This is a genomic window from Stenotrophomonas sp. (genome assembly GCF_050737075.1).
Taxonomy (GTDB): Bacteria; Pseudomonadota; Gammaproteobacteria; order Xanthomonadales; family Xanthomonadaceae; genus Stenotrophomonas.
Genome location: NZ_JBOHXV010000080.1, coordinates 1 through 21,767 on the forward strand (window position 1 = coordinate 1; position 21,767 = coordinate 21,767).

General features: G+C 67.4%; 25 protein-coding genes. 8 read left to right on the top strand and 17 right to left on the bottom strand.

Annotation, left to right across the window (positions count from 1 at the left end; translation table 11 throughout):
- Nucleotides 1-462: 462 nt before the first annotated feature.
- From ggt to rsmD, 5 genes are all read right to left on the bottom strand, one after another.
- The gene (gene ggt, locus ACREPD_RS16825) at nucleotides 463-2,199 is read right to left on the bottom strand and encodes a gamma-glutamyltransferase (RefSeq protein ID WP_431600397.1); all 1,737 of its coding nucleotides are present in this window, start codon (nucleotides 2,197-2,199) and stop codon (nucleotides 463-465) included.
- On the bottom strand, nucleotides 2,196-2,477 hold the full coding sequence (locus tag ACREPD_RS16830; protein ID WP_145477948.1) for a YfhL family 4Fe-4S dicluster ferredoxin: 282 nt from the start codon (nucleotides 2,475-2,477) through the stop codon (nucleotides 2,196-2,198). Before ACREPD_RS16830 ends, ggt begins: the two co-directional genes overlap by 4 nt.
- A 126-nt stretch (nucleotides 2,478-2,603) precedes the next feature.
- Nucleotides 2,604-3,095: a hypothetical protein gene (locus tag ACREPD_RS16835; RefSeq protein WP_421570816.1), complete on the bottom strand. Its 492-nt coding sequence runs from the start codon at nucleotides 3,093-3,095 to the stop codon at nucleotides 2,604-2,606.
- Between the two features lie 49 nt (nucleotides 3,096-3,144).
- On the bottom strand, nucleotides 3,145-3,654 hold the full coding sequence (gene coaD, locus ACREPD_RS16840) for a pantetheine-phosphate adenylyltransferase (protein ID WP_421570815.1): 510 nt from the start codon (nucleotides 3,652-3,654) through the stop codon (nucleotides 3,145-3,147).
- Between the two features lie 7 nt (nucleotides 3,655-3,661).
- Nucleotides 3,662-4,267 (bottom strand): 16S rRNA (guanine(966)-N(2))-methyltransferase RsmD, encoded by a 606-nt coding sequence (rsmD, locus tag ACREPD_RS16845; RefSeq protein WP_431600398.1) that lies wholly within the window; start codon nucleotides 4,265-4,267, stop codon nucleotides 3,662-3,664.
- A 112-nt stretch (nucleotides 4,268-4,379) separates the two neighbouring features.
- Here rsmD and htpG point away from each other — a divergent pair, with 112 nt between their 5' ends.
- Nucleotides 4,380-6,305, top strand: a complete 1,926-nt coding sequence (htpG, locus tag ACREPD_RS16850) for a molecular chaperone HtpG (RefSeq protein ID WP_431600399.1) — start codon at nucleotides 4,380-4,382, stop codon at nucleotides 6,303-6,305.
- A gap of 83 nt (nucleotides 6,306-6,388) precedes the next feature.
- Here htpG and ACREPD_RS16855 read toward each other — a convergent pair whose 3' ends face one another.
- Complete coding sequence (locus ACREPD_RS16855) at nucleotides 6,389-6,688, bottom strand: hypothetical protein (protein WP_431600416.1); 300 nt, start codon at nucleotides 6,686-6,688, stop codon at nucleotides 6,389-6,391.
- 192 nt (nucleotides 6,689-6,880) lie between these two features.
- Here ACREPD_RS16855 and ftsY point away from each other — a divergent pair, with 192 nt between their 5' ends.
- From ftsY to ACREPD_RS16870, 3 genes are read left to right on the top strand one after another with little or no spacing between them, the layout of a single operon-like run.
- A complete protein-coding gene (ftsY, locus tag ACREPD_RS16860; protein ID WP_431600400.1) occupies nucleotides 6,881-8,236 on the top strand; it encodes a signal recognition particle-docking protein FtsY in 1,356 nt (451 codons plus the stop codon).
- Nucleotides 8,236-9,342 (top strand): A/G-specific adenine glycosylase, encoded by a 1,107-nt coding sequence (gene mutY / locus ACREPD_RS16865; RefSeq protein WP_431600401.1) that lies wholly within the window; start codon nucleotides 8,236-8,238, stop codon nucleotides 9,340-9,342. The genes ftsY and mutY overlap by 1 nt, the downstream gene beginning before the upstream one ends.
- Nucleotides 9,343-9,346: 4 nt before the next feature.
- Nucleotides 9,347-9,616 carry an oxidative damage protection protein gene (locus ACREPD_RS16870; RefSeq protein ID WP_431600402.1) on the top strand — a complete coding sequence of 90 codons (270 nt, stop codon included), beginning with the start codon at nucleotides 9,347-9,349 and terminating at the stop codon, nucleotides 9,614-9,616.
- Nucleotides 9,617-9,623: 7 nt separating this feature from the next.
- Here the strand turns inward: ACREPD_RS16870 and ACREPD_RS16875 are convergent, their stop codons facing one another.
- From ACREPD_RS16875 to ACREPD_RS16920, 10 genes are all read right to left on the bottom strand, one after another.
- Nucleotides 9,624-10,070 (bottom strand): DUF6491 family protein, encoded by a 447-nt coding sequence (locus ACREPD_RS16875; protein WP_431600403.1) that lies wholly within the window; start codon nucleotides 10,068-10,070, stop codon nucleotides 9,624-9,626.
- Between the two features lie 88 nt (nucleotides 10,071-10,158).
- A complete protein-coding gene (gene lolD, locus ACREPD_RS16880; RefSeq protein ID WP_421570807.1) occupies nucleotides 10,159-10,872 on the bottom strand; it encodes a lipoprotein-releasing ABC transporter ATP-binding protein LolD in 714 nt (237 codons plus the stop codon).
- Entirely contained in the window at nucleotides 10,865-12,106 is a 1,242-nt protein-coding gene (locus tag ACREPD_RS16885; RefSeq protein WP_431600404.1) for a lipoprotein-releasing ABC transporter permease subunit, read from the bottom strand. Before ACREPD_RS16885 ends, lolD begins: the two co-directional genes overlap by 8 nt.
- Nucleotides 12,107-12,140: 34 nt before the next feature.
- Entirely contained in the window at nucleotides 12,141-12,578 is a 438-nt protein-coding gene (locus tag ACREPD_RS16890; RefSeq protein WP_431600405.1) for a hypothetical protein, read from the bottom strand.
- Nucleotides 12,529-12,777, bottom strand: a complete 249-nt coding sequence (locus tag ACREPD_RS16895; protein ID WP_431600406.1) for a succinate dehydrogenase assembly factor 2 — start codon at nucleotides 12,775-12,777, stop codon at nucleotides 12,529-12,531. Before ACREPD_RS16895 ends, ACREPD_RS16890 begins: the two co-directional genes overlap by 50 nt.
- A 127-nt stretch (nucleotides 12,778-12,904) precedes the next feature.
- Entirely contained in the window at nucleotides 12,905-13,690 is a 786-nt protein-coding gene (locus ACREPD_RS16900; protein ID WP_431600407.1) for a succinate dehydrogenase iron-sulfur subunit, read from the bottom strand.
- A gap of 84 nt (nucleotides 13,691-13,774) precedes the next feature.
- Nucleotides 13,775-15,565, bottom strand: coding sequence for a succinate dehydrogenase flavoprotein subunit (gene sdhA / locus ACREPD_RS16905; RefSeq protein WP_431600408.1), 1,791 nt, complete (start codon nucleotides 15,563-15,565; stop codon nucleotides 13,775-13,777).
- Between the two features lie 31 nt (nucleotides 15,566-15,596).
- The gene (sdhD, locus tag ACREPD_RS16910) at nucleotides 15,597-15,983 is read right to left on the bottom strand and encodes a succinate dehydrogenase, hydrophobic membrane anchor protein (RefSeq protein WP_421570799.1); all 387 of its coding nucleotides are present in this window, start codon (nucleotides 15,981-15,983) and stop codon (nucleotides 15,597-15,599) included.
- Entirely contained in the window at nucleotides 15,980-16,372 is a 393-nt protein-coding gene (sdhC, locus tag ACREPD_RS16915) for a succinate dehydrogenase, cytochrome b556 subunit (RefSeq protein WP_431600409.1), read from the bottom strand. Before sdhC ends, sdhD begins: the two co-directional genes overlap by 4 nt.
- Nucleotides 16,373-16,428: 56 nt before the next feature.
- The gene (locus tag ACREPD_RS16920; protein WP_431600410.1) at nucleotides 16,429-16,602 is read right to left on the bottom strand and encodes a DUF1674 domain-containing protein; all 174 of its coding nucleotides are present in this window, start codon (nucleotides 16,600-16,602) and stop codon (nucleotides 16,429-16,431) included.
- Between the two features lie 58 nt (nucleotides 16,603-16,660).
- Here ACREPD_RS16920 and ACREPD_RS16925 point away from each other — a divergent pair, with 58 nt between their 5' ends.
- Nucleotides 16,661-17,506, top strand: a complete 846-nt coding sequence (locus ACREPD_RS16925) for a YgfZ/GcvT domain-containing protein (protein WP_431600411.1) — start codon at nucleotides 16,661-16,663, stop codon at nucleotides 17,504-17,506.
- A gap of 161 nt (nucleotides 17,507-17,667) precedes the next feature.
- Here the strand turns inward: ACREPD_RS16925 and ACREPD_RS16930 are convergent, their stop codons facing one another.
- Nucleotides 17,668-18,762: an ABC transporter ATP-binding protein gene (locus ACREPD_RS16930; protein WP_431600412.1), complete on the bottom strand. Its 1,095-nt coding sequence runs from the start codon at nucleotides 18,760-18,762 to the stop codon at nucleotides 17,668-17,670.
- A gap of 351 nt (nucleotides 18,763-19,113) precedes the next feature.
- Here ACREPD_RS16930 and zwf point away from each other — a divergent pair, with 351 nt between their 5' ends.
- The 3 genes from zwf to ACREPD_RS16945 form a co-directional block, all read left to right on the top strand.
- Nucleotides 19,114-20,553 carry a glucose-6-phosphate dehydrogenase gene (gene zwf / locus ACREPD_RS16935; protein WP_431600413.1) on the top strand — a complete coding sequence of 480 codons (1,440 nt, stop codon included), beginning with the start codon at nucleotides 19,114-19,116 and terminating at the stop codon, nucleotides 20,551-20,553.
- Entirely contained in the window at nucleotides 20,550-21,557 is a 1,008-nt protein-coding gene (glk, locus tag ACREPD_RS16940; protein WP_431600414.1) for a glucokinase, read from the top strand. Before zwf ends, glk begins: the two co-directional genes overlap by 4 nt.
- Nucleotides 21,554-21,767 (top strand): 6-phosphogluconolactonase (locus ACREPD_RS16945; RefSeq protein WP_431600415.1); only part of this gene is annotated, 214 nt, incomplete at its 3' end. The genes glk and ACREPD_RS16945, both read left to right, overlap by 4 nt.

Below are 21,767 nucleotides of genomic sequence, written 5' to 3' on the forward strand. Positions count from 1 at the left end.
TCCATGTAGGCTGCTAGAAAACATCCATGTTTTCTAGCGTCCCTCCGGGGGCCACCCGCCGGCCGCCCCCAGACATGGATGCTATGCGGTGAGAAAGAGCAGCCACGCATGGCGTGGCTCTACGTGTTTCCTTTGGCCACCGGCGACCTGTCAAAGGGTCGCCCGGGGTCGGTTTGCGGGGGAATCGGCGCCATGGATGGCGACCGCTTAGCCCCCATGGGTGAAGCCGCACCGCTTGCGAGGCACTGCCTCGCGTGCGACTGAACGCCCAATCGCTGGCGATTGGGCCGGGGCCCGGAGGGCGGTTTACGGCGACCCCGCAAACCGGCACCGGGCGGCCCAAGCCAGTGAACCCACACAAACACCGGCTGTTCGCCCAAATGCATGAAGCCGGGCGCAGCCCGGCACCAGGTGACCGCATGCAATCCAACCAAAAAAAGCCGGCCGAAGGCCGGCTCGACATCAATCCGCCTTGGAAACCGCGCCACTGCCTACTGGATTTCGCGGGTCACTGCCGACGCTGAGGACGTTGCTGCGGCGGTTCCACTCCACCGTCTGCAGGTTGCCCCACACGTGGCTGGAGCCGCGCCCGCCTTCGGCGCTGTCGCCGGGCAGGTCGATCTTGTGGCCCATCGCCTGCAGCTGCTTGATGGTGGCCGCGTCGAACGCACCGGTCTCGGCCTCGATCACGTCCGGCAGCCACTGGTGGTGGAAGCGCGGCAGCGCCGCAACCTGCTGTGCGGTCAGGCCATCGTCGTAACCCAGCACACCCAACAGCACCATCGTGATGATGCGGCTGCCGCCCGGTGTGCCCAGCACCACCACCTTGTCCTTCGACTCCATGAAGGTAGGCGTCATCGAACTGAGCATGCGCTTGCCCGGCTTCGGTGCGTTGGCCGCGTAGCCCATCACCCCGAACGCGTTGGGCGTGCCCGGCTTCAGCGCGAAATCATCCATCTCGTTGTTGAGCAGCACCCCGGTACCCGACGGAATCAGGCCCGAGCCGTACAGCAGATTCACCGTCTGCGTCGCACCGACGCGGTTGCCCTGTGCGTCGATGATCGAGAAGTGCGTGGTCTCGTCGTCTTCCAGCGGCGTCGGGTTGCCCGACAGCAGATCGCTGGGGGTGGCCTTCTCCGGGTGGATGGTCGCGCGCAGACCCTGCGCGTAATCGCGGCTGGTCAGCACCTTCTGCGGAATCTGCACGAAGTCCGGGTCGCCGAGGAAGAACGTGCGGTCACGGAACGCGCGACGCATCGACTCCACCACCAGGTGAGTGCGGTGGGCCGGGTCCATCGCCTTCAGGTCCCAGCCTTCCAGGATCTGCAGCATCGAGGCCAGCGCGATACCGCCCGACGACGGCGGCGAGGCCGTGGTGATCTTCCAGTCGCGGTAATTGAACACGATCGGCTCGCGCTGCTTCACGCGGTAGCCGGCCAGCTCCTCGGCGGTCCAGCGACCGCCGGCCTGCTTCACGCCGGCCAGCAGCAGCTTGCCGGTCTGGCCACGGTAGAAGCCATCGAAGCCCTGCGCGCCCAACCGCTCCAGCGTGGCGGCCAGTTCCGGCTGCTTGAACACATCGCCTTCGGCGATCGGCTTGCCATTGCGCAGGTACACCTCGCGCGTTCCGGGGTAACGCTCCATCACTTCACGACGCGACGCATAGCCCTTGGCCATGCGCGCATACACCGGGAACCCCTCGCGCGCGATGCGGATCGCCGGCGCCAGCGAATCCTGCAACGGCAGCTTGCCGTGCTTGGCCGACAGCTCCACCAGCGCCGCCGGCAGGCCGGGAATGCCGGCCGACCACGGGCCGTTCACCGAACGGTCTCGGTCCAGTTCGCCCTTCTTGTCCAGGAACGCCTCGGGCGTGGCCGATTCCGGCGCGGTCTCGCGCGCGTCCAGCATCACGTCCTTGCCGGTCGTCGCGTCGTGCAGCAGGAAGAAGCCACCGCCGCCCAGGCCGGAACTGATCGGCTCGACCACCGCCAGCGTGGACGACACCGCCACCGCCGCATCGAAGGCGTTGCCGCCCTTGGCCAGGATCTCCATGCCGGCCTCGGTGGCCAGGTGATGACCGCTGGCAACGGCCGCGCCCTCGGGATGGGTGGCCAGCGGGGCCGCGGACGGGGCAGCGGCCCACAGGGCCGGCGACCACAACAGGACCAGCAGCAACCAGCGACGGGAGGGGGTTTTCATTCGGGCGCAGACTCCGCATAGAGTTCGGGATGATCGCGCTGGAGCCCATGCAGCTTGGCCAGCAGCGCTTCCTGGGTTTCCGGAATGTCCGGATCGGGATCGATGCATTCCACCGGGCAGACGACCACGCACTGCGGTTCGTCGAAATGCCCCACGCATTCGGTACAGCGTGCAGGGTCGATCACGTAGATGGTTTCACCCATCGAAATGGCCTGATTGGGACAGGCGGGCTCGCATACGTCGCAGTTGACGCAGAGCTCATTGATTTTCAGCGACATGGCGTTACTCCACGCCAGTGCCGGCAGAGGAAAACCGGCCTGCGCTTGCGCGCGGGCCGGTCAACGGCGGCGCCCTGAAGGACGCCACCCGGGCCGCGCGCGGGGGCGCGGCCGCCATGGCACGGCTTACTTGGCTTCGACGAAGATGTACTCGGCGCCGGTCGGCTGGATGATCGACTGCACGCGGGCGTTGTCGGCCGCCTGGCCGATGAACACCACGCGCACACCCTTCATCGAGTCGGCGGACACGTCCTTGAACACGGCCTGGATCATGTCGGCCATCTTGCCCGACGCCGATGAACCGAAGGCCAGCATGTTGCCCGGCTGCACGCCACGGGCGACGGCATTGGTGGCGCTTTCAACCTGGCGCTCGTACTTGGCCTGGAACTCCGGATCGGATTCCGGGGACAGGTAGTACAGGAACGGGCTGTTGGTGATGTTGCCCATGTTCTGCACGGCCACGGCCTGCAGGTACTTCTTCCAGCCCGCATCGTCGTCCTTGGACGGGGCGACCAGCGCCTGCTGGGCTTCGGCGGCCGGAGCGGCCTCTTCCTTCTTGCAGGCGGTGAAGGCCAGCGCGAACGACGCGATCAACATGGCACGCATGGTGTTGTTCATGGGTTTCCTCCCTCTTGGTAATGCTTGGCTTGAATGGTGTGAACGGATGTTACGACTGGCCCGACTTCGCCTCACGCACCTTGCGCAGCGCATCGAGCACCGACGACGGCACGAAGCCCGACACGTCGCCGCCCAGGCGGGCGATCTCGCGGACCAGCGAAGACGAAATGAAGCTGTGCTGCTCGGCCGGGGTCAGGAACAGCGTCTCGACCTCCGGGATCAGGTGGCGGTTCATGCTCGCCATCTGGAATTCATACTCGAAATCGGAGACCGCGCGCAGCCCGCGCAGCAGCACCCCGCCCTGCTCGGAGCGCACGAAATGCGCCAGCAGGGTGTCAAAGCCACGCACTTCCACGTTGCGGTGGTGGGCCAGCGCATCGCGCGCCAGCGACACCCGCAGCTCCAGCGGCAGCGAAGGCCCCTTGGACGGGCTCTGCGCCACGCCGACCACCAGCTTCTCGAACAACGGCGCCGCCCGGTTCACCAGGTCGATGTGACCGTTGGTGATGGGATCGAAGGTGCCCGGGTATACGGCAATGCGGCGGTTGGCCACGGTCATACGGCAGCTACGCGTTGTGATCTGGTGAAAGTGTAGCAGTGGCGCGCCGGTACAGGGCAAAACGGACCTCGCGGGTGCCGCCCTCGCGGTGCAGCAGCCAGGGCGCCGGAACCCGCGGCCCCTGCTCGCCCGGCGACTCCAGGTACAGCCAAGCATCGGCGGCCAGGTGCGGCCCCAGCCCCGCCAGCACGTCCTCCCACAGCCCCGCCGCGAAGGGCGGGTCCACGAACACGATGTCGGCCAGCCCCGCCGGCGGCTGCCTCAGCCACTGCAGGGCGTCGGCCTGGGCCACGGCCACCTGCGCCTGCGCGCCCAGCCGGGCCACGGTGTCCCGCAGCTGGCCGGCCAGGGCCGGGTCGCGCTCGACCAGGGTCGCCTGCGCGGCGCCGCGCGAGACCGCCTCCAGCCCCAGCGCGCCGCTGCCGGCGAACAGGTCCAGCACCCGCGCCCCGCCCAGCCGCGGCATCAGCCAGTTGAACAGGGTCTCGCGGACCCGGTCGCTGCTCGGGCGCAGCCCGGGCGACAACGGGACCGGCAGCTTGGTATTGCGCCATTTGCCGCCGATGATGCGGACCTGGCCCACCGGGGCCGATGCGGAAGAGCGTGATTTCATGCGGGAAGGATACCCGGCACCGACTTGAAAACGGGAGCCGCCACCCCTACCCCTTGAGCCAGCCGCCGCGCCCAGTGCGCGCCACCGTTTCGCGTTCGAGGAGCATCGCCGCATGACCGAGCAGACCCAAAAGCAGACCCTGGGCTTCCAGACCGAAGTGAAGCAGCTGCTGCAGCTGATGATCCACTCGCTGTACTCCAACAAGGAAATCTTCCTTCGCGAGCTCATCTCCAACGCGGCCGATGCCTCGGACAAGCTCCGCTTCGAGGCGCTGACCCAACCTGAGCTGCTTGAGTCAGCCGGGCAGAGCCCGGCGCTACCGGGCAACGGCGAGTTGCGGATCCGCGTCAGCTTCGATCCCGAGGCGCACACCCTCACCATCGACGACAACGGCATCGGCATGAGCCGGGATGAGGCCATCGCCCACCTTGGCACCATCGCCAAGTCCGGCACCGGCGACTTCCTGCGCCAGCTGTCGGGCGACCAGAAGAAGGACTCGCAGCTGATCGGCCAGTTCGGCGTCGGCTTCTACAGCGCGTTCATCGTCGCCGACCAGGTCGACGTCTACTCCCGCCGCGCCGGCCTGCCGGCCAGCGAGGGCGTGCACTGGTCCTCGCGCGGCGAAGGCGAGTTCGACGTCGAACCCATCGACAAGGCCGAACGCGGCACCCGCATCGTGCTGCACCTCAAGGACGACCAGCAGGACTTCGCCGATGGCTGGCGCCTGCGCGGCATCATCAAGAAGTACTCCGACCACATCGGCCTGCCGATCCAGATGGTCAAGGAACACCACGGCGAAGACGCCCCGGCCGAGGTCGAGTGGGAAACCGTCAACCGCGCCAGCGCGCTGTGGACCCGCCCGCGCAGCGAGATCACCGACGCCGAGTACCAGGAGTTCTACAAGCACGCCGCGCACGACCACCAGGACCCGCTGGCGTGGAGCCACAACAAGGTCGAAGGCAAGCTCGAGTACACCTCGCTGCTGTACGTTCCCGGCCACGCGCCGTTCGACCTGTACCACCGCGACGCGCCCAAGGGCCTGAAGCTGTATGTGCAGCGCGTGTTCGTGATGGACCAGGCCGAGCAGTTCCTGCCGCTGTACCTGCGCTTCATCAAGGGCGTGGTCGATTCCAACGACCTGTCACTGAATGTCTCGCGCGAAATCCTGCAGTCCGGCCCGGTGATCGATTCGATGAAGTCGGCGCTGACCAAGCGCTCGCTGGACATGCTGGAGAAGCTGGCCACCGACAAGCCCGAGGTCTACGCCGGGTTCTGGGCGCAGTTCGGCCAGGTGCTCAAGGAAGGCCCCGCCGAGGACTACAACAACCGCGAGAAGGTCGCCGGCCTGCTCCGCTTCGCCTCCACGCATGACGCCAGCGGCGCGCAGAGCGTGTCGCTGGCCGACTACATCGGCCGCATGATCGAGGGCCAGGACAAGATCTACGTCCTGACCGGCGACAGCCACACCCAGGTCAAGGACAGCCCGCACCTGGAAGTGTTCCGCAAGAAGGGCATCGAAGTGCTGCTGCTCACCGACCGTATCGACGAGTGGCTGATGGGCTACCTGACCGAATTCGACGGCAAGACCCTGGTCGACGTCGCCCGTGGCGACCTGGACCTGGGCGCACTGGAGACGGCCGAAGACAAGCAGGCGCAGGAAGAAGCGGCGAAGGAGAAGCAGGGGCTGGTCGAGCGCCTCAAGACCGCGCTGGGCGATGACGTGGCCGACGTGCGCGTCTCGCACCGCCTGACCGATTCGCCCGCGATCCTGGCCATCGGCGAGCAGGACCTGGGCCTGCAGATGCGCCAGATTCTGGAGGCCAGCGGCCAGAAGGTGCCCGACAGCAAGCCGGTGTTCGAATTCAATCCCGGCCACCCGTTGATCGGCAAGCTGGACCAGGAAGCCGACGCGGCCCGCTTCGGCGACCTCAGCCGCGTGCTGTTCGACCAGGCCGCGCTGGCTGCCGGCGACACGCTGAAGGACCCGGCGGCGTATGTGCGCCGGCTCAACAAGCTGTTGCTGGAGTTGTCGGCCTGAGGCGGCGTACCCACCAACGGTGGGTACCTACCGGGTTGATGATTTGTTGGGGGTAGCGCACGACCGTTGGTCGTGCGCCGCCGTCAAGCGCGCTCGTCCAGCAGCGCACCCAGCATGTCGTCGGCCCGCCGGATCACGGCTGCGTTGGCCTTGAACGCCAGCACTTCGGTGCGGGCAGCCAGCAGATCGGCCAGCGGCGCCGACGGATCCTGATCGGTCGTCGTCACACTGGTCTGAACGCCGCCGTCGGCGGCGCTGCTGCGCTGCATCTGCAGCCGCTGCGCGTCCGGAGTGGCCAGGTTTGCCACGTTGTGGGCGGCGACCTGTACGCCCTGCTGGGCCGCGCGCAGGCCGCTGCCGGCGATGGCCTGGATGTTGCCCATGTGCTGTTGGCCCTGGACCGTGATGGCGCGGCCCTCCATTGTCGTTAGCGGCGGGGAGCGTTCGGTCTTTAGAGGGCACAGCGGACTAACAGTCCGCTCTACCCGTCCGCTCTACCAGTCCGCTCTACACACACACACGGGCCCCACGGGCCCGGGTGATAACATATCCCCCTGATTTCAGCGCCGAATCCAATGCTCAGCTTCTTCCGTCGCAAAAAGCCCCAGGACGCTCCGCAGGACGCGCCCAAGACCCAGCACTACTCGGCTGAAGAGCTGGCCGCCGCCTTCCCGTCGGCTGCGCCTGCCGCCGAGCCGGAGGCTGCCCCGGTAACAGCGCCGGCGCCCGCTGCCCCGGTAGCGCCGGCCGTTGGCAGGATCCCCGCAGCACCCGACGCAGACACGGCACCCGCGGTGGCTTCGCCGTCACCGACACCGACCGCTCCGCTGGCGACACCCGTTGCAACTCCGGCAGCGAACGTGGTCCCGGCCTCGCCGGTCGAAACCGCCTTCGCGCCGCCCGCACCGGTCCATACTCCGGCACCGGTCGTGGTCGCCACCGAGATCGTGCAGGAAGCGGCCCAGCCGCTGGCCTCGCCCGCCGCCGCCGACGAGGCCGCACCGGCCGCGGCCGGCAAGACCGGCTGGCGCGACCGGCTGCGCAACAGCGTCATCGCCCGCAGCTTCGGCGGCCTGTTCTCGCGCAACCCCAAGCTCGACGACGACCTGCTGGATGAGCTGGAAACCGCGCTGATCACCGCCGATGTCGGCGTCGGCGCGACCACCGCGCTGGTGGAAGGCCTGCGCAAGCGCATGAAGGCGCGCGAGTTCGTCGACGCCAATGCCCTGCTCAAGGCCCTGCGCGCCGACCTGATCGCGATCCTGCAGCCGGTGTCCAGGCCGCTGGTCATCGACCGCAGCGCGAAACCCTTCGTGATCCTCACCGTCGGCGTCAACGGCGTCGGCAAGACCACCACCATCGGCAAGCTGGCCAAGCGTTTCAAGGACGACGGCCACAGCCTGATGCTGGCCGCCGGCGATACCTTCCGCGCCGCCGCCGTGGCCCAGCTGCAGGCCTGGGGCGAGCGCAATGGCGTGGCCGTGGTCGCGCAGGGCCAGAATGCCGATGCGGCCTCGGTCGCGTTCGATGCGCTGCAGGCCGGCAAGGCGCGCGGCACCGAAGTGCTGATCGCCGATACCGCCGGCCGCCTGCACACCCAAGGCGGGCTGATGAACGAGCTGGGCAAGATCCGCCGCGTGCTCGGCAAGATCGACGAAAGCGCGCCGCACGAAGTGTTGATGGTCATCGACGGCACCACCGGCCAGAACGCGCTTTCGCAGCTGCGCCAGTTCCATGCCGCGGTCAACGTGACCGGCCTGGTGGTAACCAAGCTCGACGGCACCGCCAAGGGCGGCGTGGTGTTCGCGCTGGCCCGCGAGTTCGGCATTCCGATCCGCTTCGCCGGCATCGGCGAGCGCCCGGAAGACCTGCGCGTGTTCGACCCGGAAGCGTTCGTGGATGCGTTGCTGCCGGAAGCGTTGGGCGGCTGATGACCGACGCGTTCGTCGGGCGGCTGTTGCCATGGTTCGACGGCCACGGTCGGCATGACCTGCCCTGGCAGCATCCGCGCGCCCCGTATCGGGTGTGGTTGTCGGAGATCATGCTGCAGCAGACCCAGGTCGCCACAGTCATTCCGTATTTCCTGAAGTTCCTGAACGTATTTCCCACCCTGCCCGCGCTGGCCGCCGCCAGCAACGACGCGGTGATGGCGCAGTGGGCGGGCCTGGGCTACTACGCCCGTGCGCGCAACCTGCATGCCGCCGCACAGCGCTGCGTGGAGCTGCACGGAGGCGAGCTGCCGCGCGATGTCGAGGCGCTGCATGCACTGCCGGGCATCGGCCGCAGCACCGCCGGCGCGATTCTCAGCCAGGCCTGGAACGACCGCTTCGCGATCCTCGACGGCAACGTCAAGCGCGTGCTCACCCGCTACCACGGCATCGACGGCTTCCCGGGCCTGCCCGCCGTGGAGAAGGTGCTGTGGGCGTTGGCCGAGGCGCACGTGCAGCAGGTGCCGGCGACACGCCTGGCCGATTACACCCAGGCGCAGATGGACCTGGGCGCCACGGTCTGCACGCGCAGCCGGCCGGCCTGCGTGATCTGCCCGCTGCAGGACGACTGCGTAGCGCAGCGCGACGGCCGCAGCGACCAGTTGCCCACCCCCAAGCCATCGAAGGTGCTGCCCGAACGCGAGGCGGTGGCGCTGCTGCTGCGCGATGGCCAGGGCCGCATCCTGCTGCAGAAGCGGCCGGACACCGGCATCTGGGCGCAGTTGTGGACGCTGCCGCAGGCGGAAAGCGGTGCCGAGCTGCAGGACTGGTTCGATGCGCATGTCGACGGCGCGCTGGAAGACGCCGAGGCATTGCCGGTGCTGGAACACACCTTCAGCCATTACCGGTTGCACCTGCAGGTGCTGGTGCGCCGCGTGCAGGGCCTGCACCGCGACGACGACCCCGCCCTGCGCTGGGTGGCCGCCGCCGACCTGCCCGCACTGGGCCTGCCCGCGCCGATCCGCAAGCTGCTGGAGAGCGGCGCCCCGCCCGCCCGGCCCAAGCGCCGTACAATGCGTGGCGCACTACCCTCACCTGATGTCGAGTAAGCCCATGCCCCGCACCATTTTCTGCCAGTACGAACAACGCGAGACCGAGGGCCTGGATTTCGTGCCCTATCCCGGCGAACTGGGCCAGCGCATCTTCAACGGTATCGGCAAGAGCGCCTGGAGCAAGTGGCTGGCGCACCAGACCATGCTCATCAACGAGAACCGCCTCTCCCCGCGCGACCCGAAGCACCGCGCGTTCCTGGAAGAGGAACTGGTGAAGTACCTGTTCGGCGGCGGCGCCGAAGCGCCGGCCGGGTTCGTGCCGGAGGCGTAGGCGGCGCCTACGCGCCTGCTTCGCGTTCCTGCACCTGCGCCTGGCGCAGCTCTTTTTCAGACGCACGCAGCGCCTTTACGTCGAGCTTGCGGATGCTGCCGATGAAGCACGGCACCTGCGGGCCGCCGGTGGTATCGCGTACCAGCACCTTGTCGAAGCGCGACGACACGCGCCCCATCTGGCTGGTCAGGCCGATCGCCGTGGCGTAGCTCAGGCCCTGGCAATCGCCACGCAGCTCAAGCAGGTAGGCCTCGCTCGGCCGCGTCCAGACCGCCAACGCGCTGTCGCCCAGCTCCGTCCAGCCATTGAGCGAACCGAAGTACTGCATGTCCTGTTGCGGCGGGCCCGCATGCGCGCGGTACAGGTCCAGGCGCTCGGCACTGCTCAGGCGGCCGGTACTGGCGCAGGCCACCAGCGACATGGCCAGGGCGACGATGGTAATCAGCTTCTTCATGGCACCTCCGTTGTGTGATCAGCAGACGGATCATGCACCGGGCGCGGCCGTTCAGCGTTACAGACTGAACGGCCGTTCAGCTTTTAGTTCAGACCTCGCTGTTGGCCAGGCTGTGCAGCCGCCCTTCGCGCAGTTCCAGCACGCGGTCCAGCTTGCGCGCCAGGCTGCGGTCGTGGGTGACCAGCACCAGGCTGGTGTGGTGCGCGCGGTTGAGCTCCAGCATCAGCTCGAACACGGTGGCGGCGGTCTTGTCGTCCAGATTGCCGGTTGGCTCGTCGCCCAGCACGCAGGCCGGGCGGTTGACCAGCGCACGCGCCACGGCAGCACGCTGGCGCTCGCCGCCGGAGAGCTCGCCGGGCTTGTGTTCCAGGCGGTGCCCCAGCCCGACCGACTCCAGCAGCGCCTGCGCGCGGGTCCTGGCACTGGCGACTTCTTCACCGCCCAGCAGCACCGGCATCATCACGTTTTCCAGCGCGGTGAATTCGGGCAGCAGGTGATGGAACTGGTAGACGAAGCCCAGCGCGCGGTTGCGCAGCCGGCCACGCTGGCTGTCGGTGAGGGCGGACATGCGCTGGCCGGCCACGAAGACCTCGCCGGCCGTCGGCGTGTCCAGCCCGCCCAGCAGGTGCAGCAGGGTGCTCTTGCCGGCGCCGGAGGCCCCGATGATGGCCACCGTTTCGCCCGCCGCCACGCTCAGGTCCAGGCCGTTGAACACCGGAGTCTGCATGCGGCCTTCGGCGTAGGTCTTGGCCAGCCCCTGGGCGCGCACGACTTCGTCGCCGCGGTTGATCGGCTCATTCATAGCGCAGGGCCTCCGCCGGCTGGGTGCGGGCGGCACGCCACGCGGGATACAGGGTGGCGAGGAAGCTCATGACCAGTGCGACCACGGTGATGATGACGATGTCCGGGGTCTGCATGTCGGTGGGCAGGCCGGTGATGTAGTACACGTCTTCGGGCAGCAGCTTGACGTTGAACAGCGTCTCGATCGCGCCGAGGATGCGCTCCAGGTTCAAGGTCAGCGTGATCCCGCCGACGACGCCCAGCACGGTGCCGAAGATGCCGATCAGCGAGCCCTGCACCATGAACACCTGCATGACCCCGCCCGGGGTAAGGCCCAGGGTGCGCAGGATGGCGATGTCGGCCTGCTTGTCGGTCACCAGCATGACCTGCGAGGACACCAGGTTGAACGCGCCCATGGCGATGATCAGCGAGAGCAGGATGCCCATCACCACCTTCTCCATGCGCAGCGAGTGGTACAGGTTGGCGTTCTGCTGGGTCCAGTCGCTGACCCGGTAGCCGCCGCCCAGCGCATGCGCCAGGTCGAGGCCGACATCCAGCGCCTTGTCCATGTCATGCAGCTTCAGGCGCACGCCGGTCACACCGTCCATGCGCAGCACGCGCTCCAGGTCGGCCATGTTGGCGTAGGCCACGCCGCGGTCGATCTCGTTGTAGCCGGCCTCGAAGATGCCGCTCACGGTGAAGCGCTTCAGCCGCGGCATCGCACCCACCGGGGTGCCCTGCACTTCGGCCAGCGTCACCAGCACGGTGTCGCCCACGTCCACGCCCAGCCAGATCGCCAGTTCCTTGCCCACCAGCAGGTTGTAGCTGCCGGGGGTGAGGCTGTCGAAGCTGCCCTTCTTGAGTTTGGTGTTGATCACCGACACGGCCGGTTCCAGCGCCGGGTCGATGCCCTGCACGATCGCGCCCTGCACCCGTGGCCCGCTGAGCATGGCCTGGATCTCGATGTACGGGGCGGCACCGGATACGCGCGGGTCCTTGCGCGCCGCGTCCACGGCGTGCTGCCAGTTGGACATCGGGGCGCCATCAGCGGTGATGGTGGTATGCGCGGTCATCTGCAGCAGGCGGTCGCGGATTTCCTTCTGGAAACCGCTCATCACCGCCAGCGTGGTGATCAGCACGGTCACGCCCAGGGCGATGCCCAGGATCGAGGCCATGGAGATGAAGGAGATGAAGCCGTTGCGGCGTTTGGCCCGCAGGTAGCGCAGGCCGATAGCGACTGGTATGGGTTTGAACATGCAGGTACGCCGGAGTATTCGGGCTATGGTGCCATCACGGACGTGAACACGGAATGGGACGCGCCTGCATGGCCAGTCGCAGTTCACGTCGCGCGGCCAGCGTGAGCGTGTCGGGCCAGAACAGGCGCGCCTGGCGCCGGCCGTGCAGCCGCCAGCTCAGCTGCAGCAGCGGGCCGCGGTCATGCAGGGCCAGCGCGTCCACCGGCTGGCCGTCGACCTGGGCAGTGCCCTCCCCGACCGGGATGACGATGTCACACGGCGGCCGGCGTGCGTAGCGCCAGGCCTGCAGCGCCGCGCCGGCCCCGGCCAGCAGTCCCAGCGGCCACTGCGCGGCGGCGGGAAGCGCCGTGGCGGTGGCGGCCCACGGCATCAGCAGCGCGAACAGGACCTGCGCGGCGGCCTGCCAGCGCGAGGGGCGCCATTCAAGCCGGCAGGGCGCGGATCCGGGCGATGAGTGCGCTGAGTTCGGCATCCGGGCAGACCTCGTAACCCATGAACCAGCGCCACAATTTATCGTCTTCGCAGTCGAGAAGACGCAGGAAAACATCGCGCTCGTCGGTGGGTGCAGTGCCCCATTCGCGGTCGAGGTAGCGCTCGAAGAGCTGGTCCAGCTCGCGCATGCCGCGGCGGCAGCGCCAGCGGAGTTTCTTGAGGAGGGTCTGTTCGTCCATTTCCATTTCAGGTTCCCAGATATGGCAAAGCCACGCAATGCGTGGCTTCGCCGTCATACCTTGTCAGCCACGCAGGGCGTGGCTCTACGATCATTGATCCGGCCGCAGGAAATCTGGCCGCGATGGATCAGGCGCGGCGCGCCATCATGAGCTTCTTGATCTCGGCGATCGCCAGCGCCGGGTTCAGGCCCTTCGGGCAGGTCCGGGCGCAGTTCATGATGGTGTGGCAGCGGTACAGCTTGAACGGGTCTTCCAGGTCGTCCAGGCGCGCACCGGTGTCTTCGTCGCGCGAGTCGACGATCCAGCGGTAGGCCTGCAGCAGGATCGCCGGGCCCAGGTAACGCTCGCCGTTCCACCAGTAGCTCGGGCAGCTGGTCGAGCAGCACGCGCACAGGATGCACTCGTACAGGCCGTCGAGCTTCTTGCGGTCTTCCGGCGACTGCAGGCGCTCACGGTCCGGCGGCGGCGGGGTCTGGGTGCGGATCCACGGCTTGATCGATGCGTACTGCGCGTAGAAGTGGGTCAGGTCCGGCACCAGGTCCTTGACCACGCTCATGTGCGGCAGCGGGTAGATCGGCACTTCGGCCTTGCCGCAGTCGGCAATGGCGCGGGTGCAGGCCAGCGTGTTGGTGCCGTCGATGTTCATCGCGCACGAACCGCAGATGCCCTCGCGGCACGAACGACGGAAGGTCAGGGTCGGGTCGACCTCGTTCTTGATCTTGATCAGCGCGTCCAGGACCATCGGGCCGCAGGCGTCCAGATCGATCTCATACGTATCGGTACGCGGGTTGCTGTCGTCGTCGGGATTCCAGCGGTAGATCTTGAACGTGCGGGTGTTCTTCGCACCGCTCTGGGCGGGGAAGTGCTTGCCCTTTCCGATCTTGGAATTCTTGGGGAGTGAAAACTCGGCCATGGCTGTTCTCGTTGGCTCAGGCGGCTCGCGCTGCAGGGCAGGCGCGGCTGGCACGGAAAATGAGGGAGTCGATTCGCATGGCGGTCAGTAGACGCGCGGCTTGGGCGGGACCACGTCCACGTCCTTGCTCAGCGTATACATGTGCACCGGGCGGTAGTCGAAGCTGCACTTGCCGTTGTCGTCGACGTTGACCAGCGTGTGCTTCTGCCAGTTGACGTCGTCGCGGTCCGGGAAGTCCTCGTGCGCATGCGCGCCACGGCTTTCCTTGCGCTGCTCGGCCGAGTTGATCGTCGCCACCGCGTTGAGCAGCAGGTTGTTCAGCTCGTAGGTTTCGATCAGGTCCGAATTCCACACCAGCGAACGGTCCGAGACCTTGACGTCCTGGAAGGAGTCGAAGATGTCCGACATCTTGGCGCAGCCCTCTTCCAGCGTCTTGCTGGTACGGAACACCGCCGCGTCGTTCTGCATGGTGCGCTGCATGCGGTCGCGGATGACCGAGGTCGGGGTGTCGCCGTTGGCGTAGCGCAGCTTGTCCAGCAGGCCCAGCGCCTTGTCGCAGGAGTCCGACGCCAGGGTCTTGTGCGGCTGGCCCGGCTTGATGGTGTCGGCGCAGCGGTTGGCCACCGCGCGACCGAACACGACCAGGTCAAGCAGCGAGTTGGAGCCCAGGCGGTTGGCGCCGTGCACCGACACGCAGGCCGCTTCACCGATGGCGTACAGGCCCGGCACCACGGCATCGTTGTTGTCACCCTGCTTGCGGACGACTTCGCCGTGGTAGTTGGTCGGGATGCCACCCATGTTGTAGTGCACGGTCGGAATGACCGGGATCGGCTGCTTGTGCACGTCCACGCCCGCGAAGATGCGCGCGCTTTCGGCGATACCCGGCAGCTTGTCGTCGATCACGCCCGGGCCAAGGTGGGTCAGGTCGAGCAGGATGTGGTCCTTGTGCTCGCCGACGCCGCGGCCTTCGCGGATTTCGATGGTCATCGAACGCGACACCACGTCGCGCGAGGCCAGATCCTTGTAATGCGGTGCATAGCGCTCCATGAAGCGCTCGCCGTTGCTGTTGCGCAGGATGCCGCCTTCGCCGCGCACGCCTTCGGTGATCAGGCAGCCCGCACCGTAGATGCCGGTGGGGTGGAACTGCACGAACTCCATGTCCTGCATCGGCAGGCCGGCACGCATGACCAGACCGCCGCCGTCGCCGGTGCAGGTGTGGGCCGAGGTGGCGCTGAAGTAGGCGCGGCCGTAACCGCCGGTAGCCAGCACCACGCCGTGGGCGCGGAACAGGTGCAGCGAGCCGTCGGCCATGTCCAGCGCGAGCACGCCGCGGCAGACGCCTTCCTCATCGAAGATCAGGTCGAGCGCGAAGTACTCGATCATGAAGCGCGCGTTGTGCGCCAGCGACTGCTGGTACAGCGTGTGCAGCATGGCGTGGCCGGTACGGTCGGCGGCGGCGCAGGTGCGCTGCGCGGACGGGCCTTCGCCGTACTTGGTGGTCATGCCACCGAACGGGCGCTGGTAGATCTTGCCGTCTTCGGTACGGCTGAACGGCACACCGTAGTGTTCCAGTTCGATGATGGCCGGAATCGCTTCGCGGCACATGTATTCGATGGCGTCCTGGTCGCCCAGCCAATCCGACCCCTTGATGGTGTCGAAGAAGTGGTAGCGCCAGTCGTCTTCACCCATGTTGCCCAGCGCGGCGGAAATACCGCCCTGCGCGGCCACGGTGTGCGAACGGGTCGGGAAGACCTTGGTCAGGCAGACCGTCTGCAGGCCCTTGGCGGCCAGGCCGAACGTGGCGCGCAGGCCGGCGCCGCCGGCGCCCACCACGACCATGTCGTATTTGTGTTCCGTAATCTTGTAAGCGGACATCTACTCTGGATTCCTGTCTTGGTGCCTGGACTCAGGCAACGCCGAGCGCAATGCGGGCGACCGCAAAAACACTGACGATCGCGCCCAGCACGGCAATGAACTTCACCGTGGTCTGCAGCGCCAGGGCCAGCAACGAATTATGGATGTAGTCTTCCAGCACGACCTGCAGGCCCAGCTGGGCGTGCCAGAACATCGCGACCAGGAAGCCCACCAGCAGCACCGCGTTCCACGGCTTGGACACCGCCTCGGCGGCGGTCACGTAGTCGGCGTTGATCAGGCTCAGCACGAACACCAGGAACCAGATGGTCAGCGGGACCAGCGCGGTGGCGGTCAGGCGCTGCATCACGAAGTGCTCGGTGCCGGTCTTTGCGGCGCCCAGGCCACGCACGTTCTTCAGCGGGGTACGGAACTTGTTCATGCGGCGGCTCCGAGGAAGACGTACGCCCAGACCAGCGCGGTGATCACCAGGCTGGCGAAGACCGAGATCCAGCTGCTGCGCACGAAGGCAGGAATGCTGAAGCCGATCGCGAAGTCCTGGGTGATGTGACGGATGCCGTTGCACAGGTGGTAGGCGAACGACCACGTCCATGCGAACAGGAACAGCTTGCCGTACCAGCTGCCGGCGTGGCCGGTGAAGCAGTTCCAGGATTCGGGGCCCATCATCAGGGCGAGCAGGCCGCCGGCAATGATCAGGGCTCCAACAGACAGAAAGATGCCGGTGGCTCGATGCAGGATCGAGGTGGCCATCTGAATCTGCCAGCGATACACCTGAAGGTGCGGGGAAAGGGGACGTTCTCTGGCGGCCATTCGCTGGGCTCGTTGTCTCGGCTGGGCGGCGCAATGCCGCGTTGGCTCAATGCTGATCAGAAATCGATGCAGCGTCCGTTTTTTTCCCAATCTCCATACCGCACCGGATCAAGTCCGCCGCGGCCGCCGATTTCCACAGGCACCACCGGCGTATCGGCGAGCGGCTGCTCCTCCGGTACCAGCGGGGCTTCAGGTTCGGAATCTGAGGTGGGGGGTGTTTGGCCTATCATGGGTTGTTCTCGCAACGCACAAATTTTAGACCCCGTTCACGTGCCTGACAACCTGCCCATGGATTTCATCGATTTTCCGCGCCTTTCCGGTCACGCCTTGCTCAGTCTGCGTGGCGTAGAGGCGGCGGCGTTCGCCCACGCCCAATTCTCCAGCGACGTCACCGCCCTGCCCCTGCGGCACTGGCAGTGGAGTGCCTGGCTGAGCGCCAAGGGCCGCACGCTTGCTGTGTTTCAGCTGTTGCGACTGGACGAAGAACACGTGCTGCTGGTGCTGGCCGACGGCGACGCCGATGCGATTGCGTCGCAGTTACAGCGTTTCGTGTTCCGCCGCAAGGTCAAGATCGAGGTCCGCACGGATATTTCGATTGCCGGCAGCTTCACCGCGCCGGAAGCGGCATCTGGCGCAGCCATCGCCGTCGAGGGCGAGACGCTGGAGCTGGATATGGGCAGCGATGCGCTACCGCGCACGCTGACGATCGGGCCGGCACCTGCCGGTGAAGCGGTGGTGGACCCTGCCTTCGAACTGGCCTGGCGCCAGTCCGACCTGCGCTATGGGCTGCCGCGGTTGTCGGCCGACCAGCGCGAGCAGTGGACCCCGCAGCAGCTGGGCCTGGACCGGTTGAACGGCTACAGCGTCAAGAAGGGCTGCTATCCCGGCCAGGAAATCGTGGCCCGCACCCATTTTCTGGGCAAGGCCAAACGCGCGTTGCAGCTGCTGCGGGTGACCGACGGGACCGCCAGCGGCGCGAAGGTCGAGCAGAACGGCGCCGCGATTGGCACCGTGGCCAGCGTGGCGGGCGACCTGGCCCTGGCGGTGTTGCCGCTGGAGATGGCCGAGGGCGCCCTGAGCGTTGGCGGCGTGGAAGCCCACGGCGTACCGTTGCTGGAAGGCCTGGCCCGCTGACACCACGCAGCCACCCATGGGGTGGCTCTACCGTTTCATCCCGCCGTAGAGCCACCCCATGGGTGGCTGCACGTCGCACGACGCATCACGCGTGGTGGTGGTTCGACCGTTTGATCCTGCCGTAGAGCCACCCCAAGGGTGGCTGCACGCCTCACGACCCATCACGCGTCGTGGTTCAACCGCTCGCCGGTTTCCGCATCGAAGAAATGCAGCCCCTGCGGCTGGATCGCCACGCGGATCGTGCCGCCCACCGCCGGCAAGGCCTGCGGCGCCACGCGCATCACCAACGCCTGGTCGCCATGGGTCATGTTGACGAAGATCTCGTTGCCCACCGGCTCGATGCCGTCCACGGTGGCCTCGAACGCCGTCGCCTCGCCCGCCGTCGCCGGCTGCAGATGCTCCGGACGCACACCCACCGCCACCGCCCTGCCGATCCAGGCCGGATCGATCGCGGCCGCACCCAGCGGCGCGCGCAGCGCGGCCTCCTGCACCACGATGCCGTCGCCGTCGCGCTGCAGGGTGCCGCGCAGCACGTTCATGGCGGGGCTGCCGAGGAAACCGGCCACGAACAGGTTCACGGGGCGGTCGTACAGCGCCATCGGCGTGTCTATCTGCTGGATCACGCCGTCCTTGAGCACCACGATGCGCTGGCCGAGGGTCATCGCCTCGACCTGGTCATGGGTGACGTAGATCATCGTGGTACCCAGCTTGCGGTGCAGCTGCGCGATCTCGGTGCGCACGCTGTGGCGCAGCTTGGCGTCCAGGTTGGACAGCGGCTCGTCGAGCAGGAACACCGCCGGTTCGCGCACCAGCGCACGACCCAGCGCCACGCGCTGGCGCTGGCCGCCGGACATTGCCTTGGGCAGCTTGTCGAGCATCTCGGTCAGGCCCAGGGTCTGCGCCGCCTCGTTGACCCGCTTGGCAATCGTGGCCTTGTCATGGCCACGCAGCTTCAGCCCGAACGCAAGGTTCTCGGCCACGGTCATGTGCGGGTACAGCGCATAGCTCTGGAACACCATGGCGATGTCGCGGTCCTTGGGCGCCACATCGTTGACCACGCGGTCGCCGATGGTCAGCGTGCCGCCGCTGATCTCTTCCAGGCCGGCCACCATGCGCAGCAGGGTCGACTTGCCACACCCGGACGGCCCCACCAGGACCATCAATTCCCCATCGGCCACTTCGAAGGTCGCACCCTGGACGGCCACCTGGCCGTTGTCGTAGACCTTGCGTACGCCCTGCAACTGCACTTTTGCCATATCACCATTCCAGTCCGCCCGCTGCCGGGCTGTTGTGCGGAACTGCCTTCGGCCCTCCCGATGGCAGGTCGATGGCGTGGTGCCGCATGACGGCGACCACTGCAATCGAATACAGTCTGCTCATTCTGCCATGTAAACGTTTTCACGTGGCAGTATTCAATCGTCGGTCATGACCGCGTCGCATCCAGGGAAGCACATTCTTCCGATCGGCCCGTGACATGCCCCATGATGAGCAGGCCCGCGCCTGTTCATGTTGCACCACAGCAACTGGACACCGCGGCCGGCGAGACCCCCGAGAACATAGACGAGAAGCGATTGACAACGATGTCACCCGGATCTGAAACTCGAGCGATGCACGACACCCTCTTCCTGTTTGGCGCTACCGGCGACCTCGCCCAGCGCTACCTCTTCCCTTCGTTGCTGCGCCTGCTGGGCGATGGACTGCTGGCGGAGGACTTCAAGATCCGCGCGCTGGCGCTGTCCCCGCATGACACCGAGGCGTTCCGCGACCTCCTGCGCCCGCGCCTGCAGCAGGCCATGCCGGCGGCCAGCCAGGACGACATCCAGTCGCTGCTGTCGCGCATCGATTACCGCTCGGTCGACCTGCGCAACCCCGAATCGGTGGCCGAGTCGGTCAGCGACCTGGTCCACGGCAAGTGCGTGAGCTACCTGGCCATTCCGCCGGGCCTGTATATCTCCACCTGCGAAGGCCTGGCCAAGGGCGGCGCGCTGAAGGCCCCGCATCGACTGATGCTGGAGAAGCCGATCGGCAGCGACAGTGCCAGCGCCGAGGAAATCATCTCCACCATCGGCCAGTGGATCGACGAAGATCGCGTGTTCCGCCTGGACCACTACCTGGGCAAGGCCGCGGTGCAGAACCTGATCGCGCTGCGCTTCGGCAACACCCTGCTCGAGGCGGTGTGGAACCGCAACTACATCGAATCGGTGCACATTCTTGTGGCCGAGAGCGAGGGCGTGGACGGGCGCGATGCCTACTACGCGCGGTCCGGCGCACTGCGCGACATGGTCCAGAGCCACATCCTGCAGCTGCTGTGCCTGGTGGCGATGGAGCCGCCGGCCTCGCTGGAAGCCGACCGCATCCGCGACGAGAAGGTCAAAGTGCTGCGTGCGCTGCGCCCGCTGGACGCCAAGCACGCCGCGCGTGACAGCGTCCGCGGCCGCTACACCGCCGGCACCATCAACGGCCAGCCCGCGCAGGCCTACCAGCCGCCGGAAGGCAGCGACGTGGAAACCTTCGCCGGGGTCACCGCGCACATCGACAACTGGCGCTGGTCCGGCGTGCCGTTCCACCTGGTCACCGGCAAGCGCCTGGCCGAGCGCACCACGCGCGTGGTGGTCACGCTCAAGCCGGTCACCCACTGGCTGTTCGAACGCCCGCACCGTGGCAATGCCACGCCGAACCGCATCACCTTCCAGCTGCAGCCGCAGGAAAACATCGAGCTGGGCCTGATGAGCAGCCTGGCCGGCCCGGAATGGGGCGCGCTGGAACTGCACCCGCTGGAACTGGAGCTGTCGGTGCCGACCGGCCTGCACCGCCGCATCGCCTACGAACGCCTGTTCCTGGATGCCTTCAACGGCAACCATGCGCTGTTCGTGCGCGATGACGAAGTGCGTGCCGCATGGGCGTGGATCGACAGCGTCAGCGATGCGTGGAAGGCCGCGCAGCTGCCGCTGCAGCCCTACCCCGCCGGTGTGTGGGGCCCGGAAGAAGCACTTGGCTTCCTGCCCGCCGACGTGGATGCCGACGCTGGCCGCAAGGACCCCGCATGACGGTGTTGACGCAACCGGCGCTGGTCGCCGACATCGGCGGCACCAACGCCCGCTTCGCGCTGGCCGACACCAGCCTGGGCGCGCCGCTGCTGCCCGACAGCATCCGCGAATTCGTGGTGGCCGACTTCCCCTCGCTGGGGGACGCCGCACGCCACTACCTGGAGCAGATCGGCGCCGAAGCGCATCGCGGCGTGTTCGCGGTGGCCGGCCGTGTCGATGGCGATGAAGCGCGCATCACCAACCATCCGTGGGTGATCTCGCGCGCACGCACGGCGCACATGCTGGGCTTCGACCAGTTGCACCTGATCAACGACTTCGCCGCGCAGGCGATGGCGATCTCGCTGCTGCAGCCGCAGGACGTGGTGCAGGTGGGCGGTGCGGCCTGGGTACCGGGCAAGCCCGGCCAGCCGCGCAACTATGCGGTCATCGGCCCGGGCACCGGGCTGGGCGTGGGCGGGTTGATCCTGCGCCACGGCCGCTGCTACCCGCTGGAAACCGAGGGCGGCCACGTCAGCTTCCCGCCGGGCACGCCGGAGGAGATCCGCATCCTGGAGATCCTGTCCGAACAGTTCGGCCGCGTCTCCAACGAGCGGCTGATCTGCGGGCCGGGCCTGGTCAATATCCATCGCGCGGTATGCGAGATGGCCGGGGTCGACCCGGGCCAGCTGCAACCGGTGGACGTGACGGCGCGTGCGCTGCACGGCGACCCGCAGGCGATGCGCACGGTGGACCTGTTCTGCGCGGTGTTCGGCGCGATCGCCGGCGACCTGGTGCTGATCCAGGGCGCGTGGGACGGCGTGTTCCTCACCGGTGGACTGGTGCCGAAGATGCTGGATTCGCTGCAGCACTCGGGCTTCCGCCAGCGCTTCGAACACAAGGGCCGGTTCTCCTCGATCATGGCCCGCGTACCGTCGCTGGCGGTGATGCACCCGCACGCCGGCCTGCTCGGCGCGGCGGCTTACGCCGCCGATATGGAACGCGACCTGCCCGGAGATGCCGCATGAACCGTCTGGATGTTTCCGACCGCTACACGCTGGTCCGCCACGGCGACGCCGATGGCTGGATCGAGGCCGTGGCCGCCGAGATGGCGCAGATCCTCAACCACGACATCACCGCCTACGGTCGTGCCCGCATGCTGCTCTCCGGCGGCACCACGCCAGCGCCGGTGTACCAGGCGCTGGCCGAACTGGACGTGCAGTGGGACCGCGTGGAGG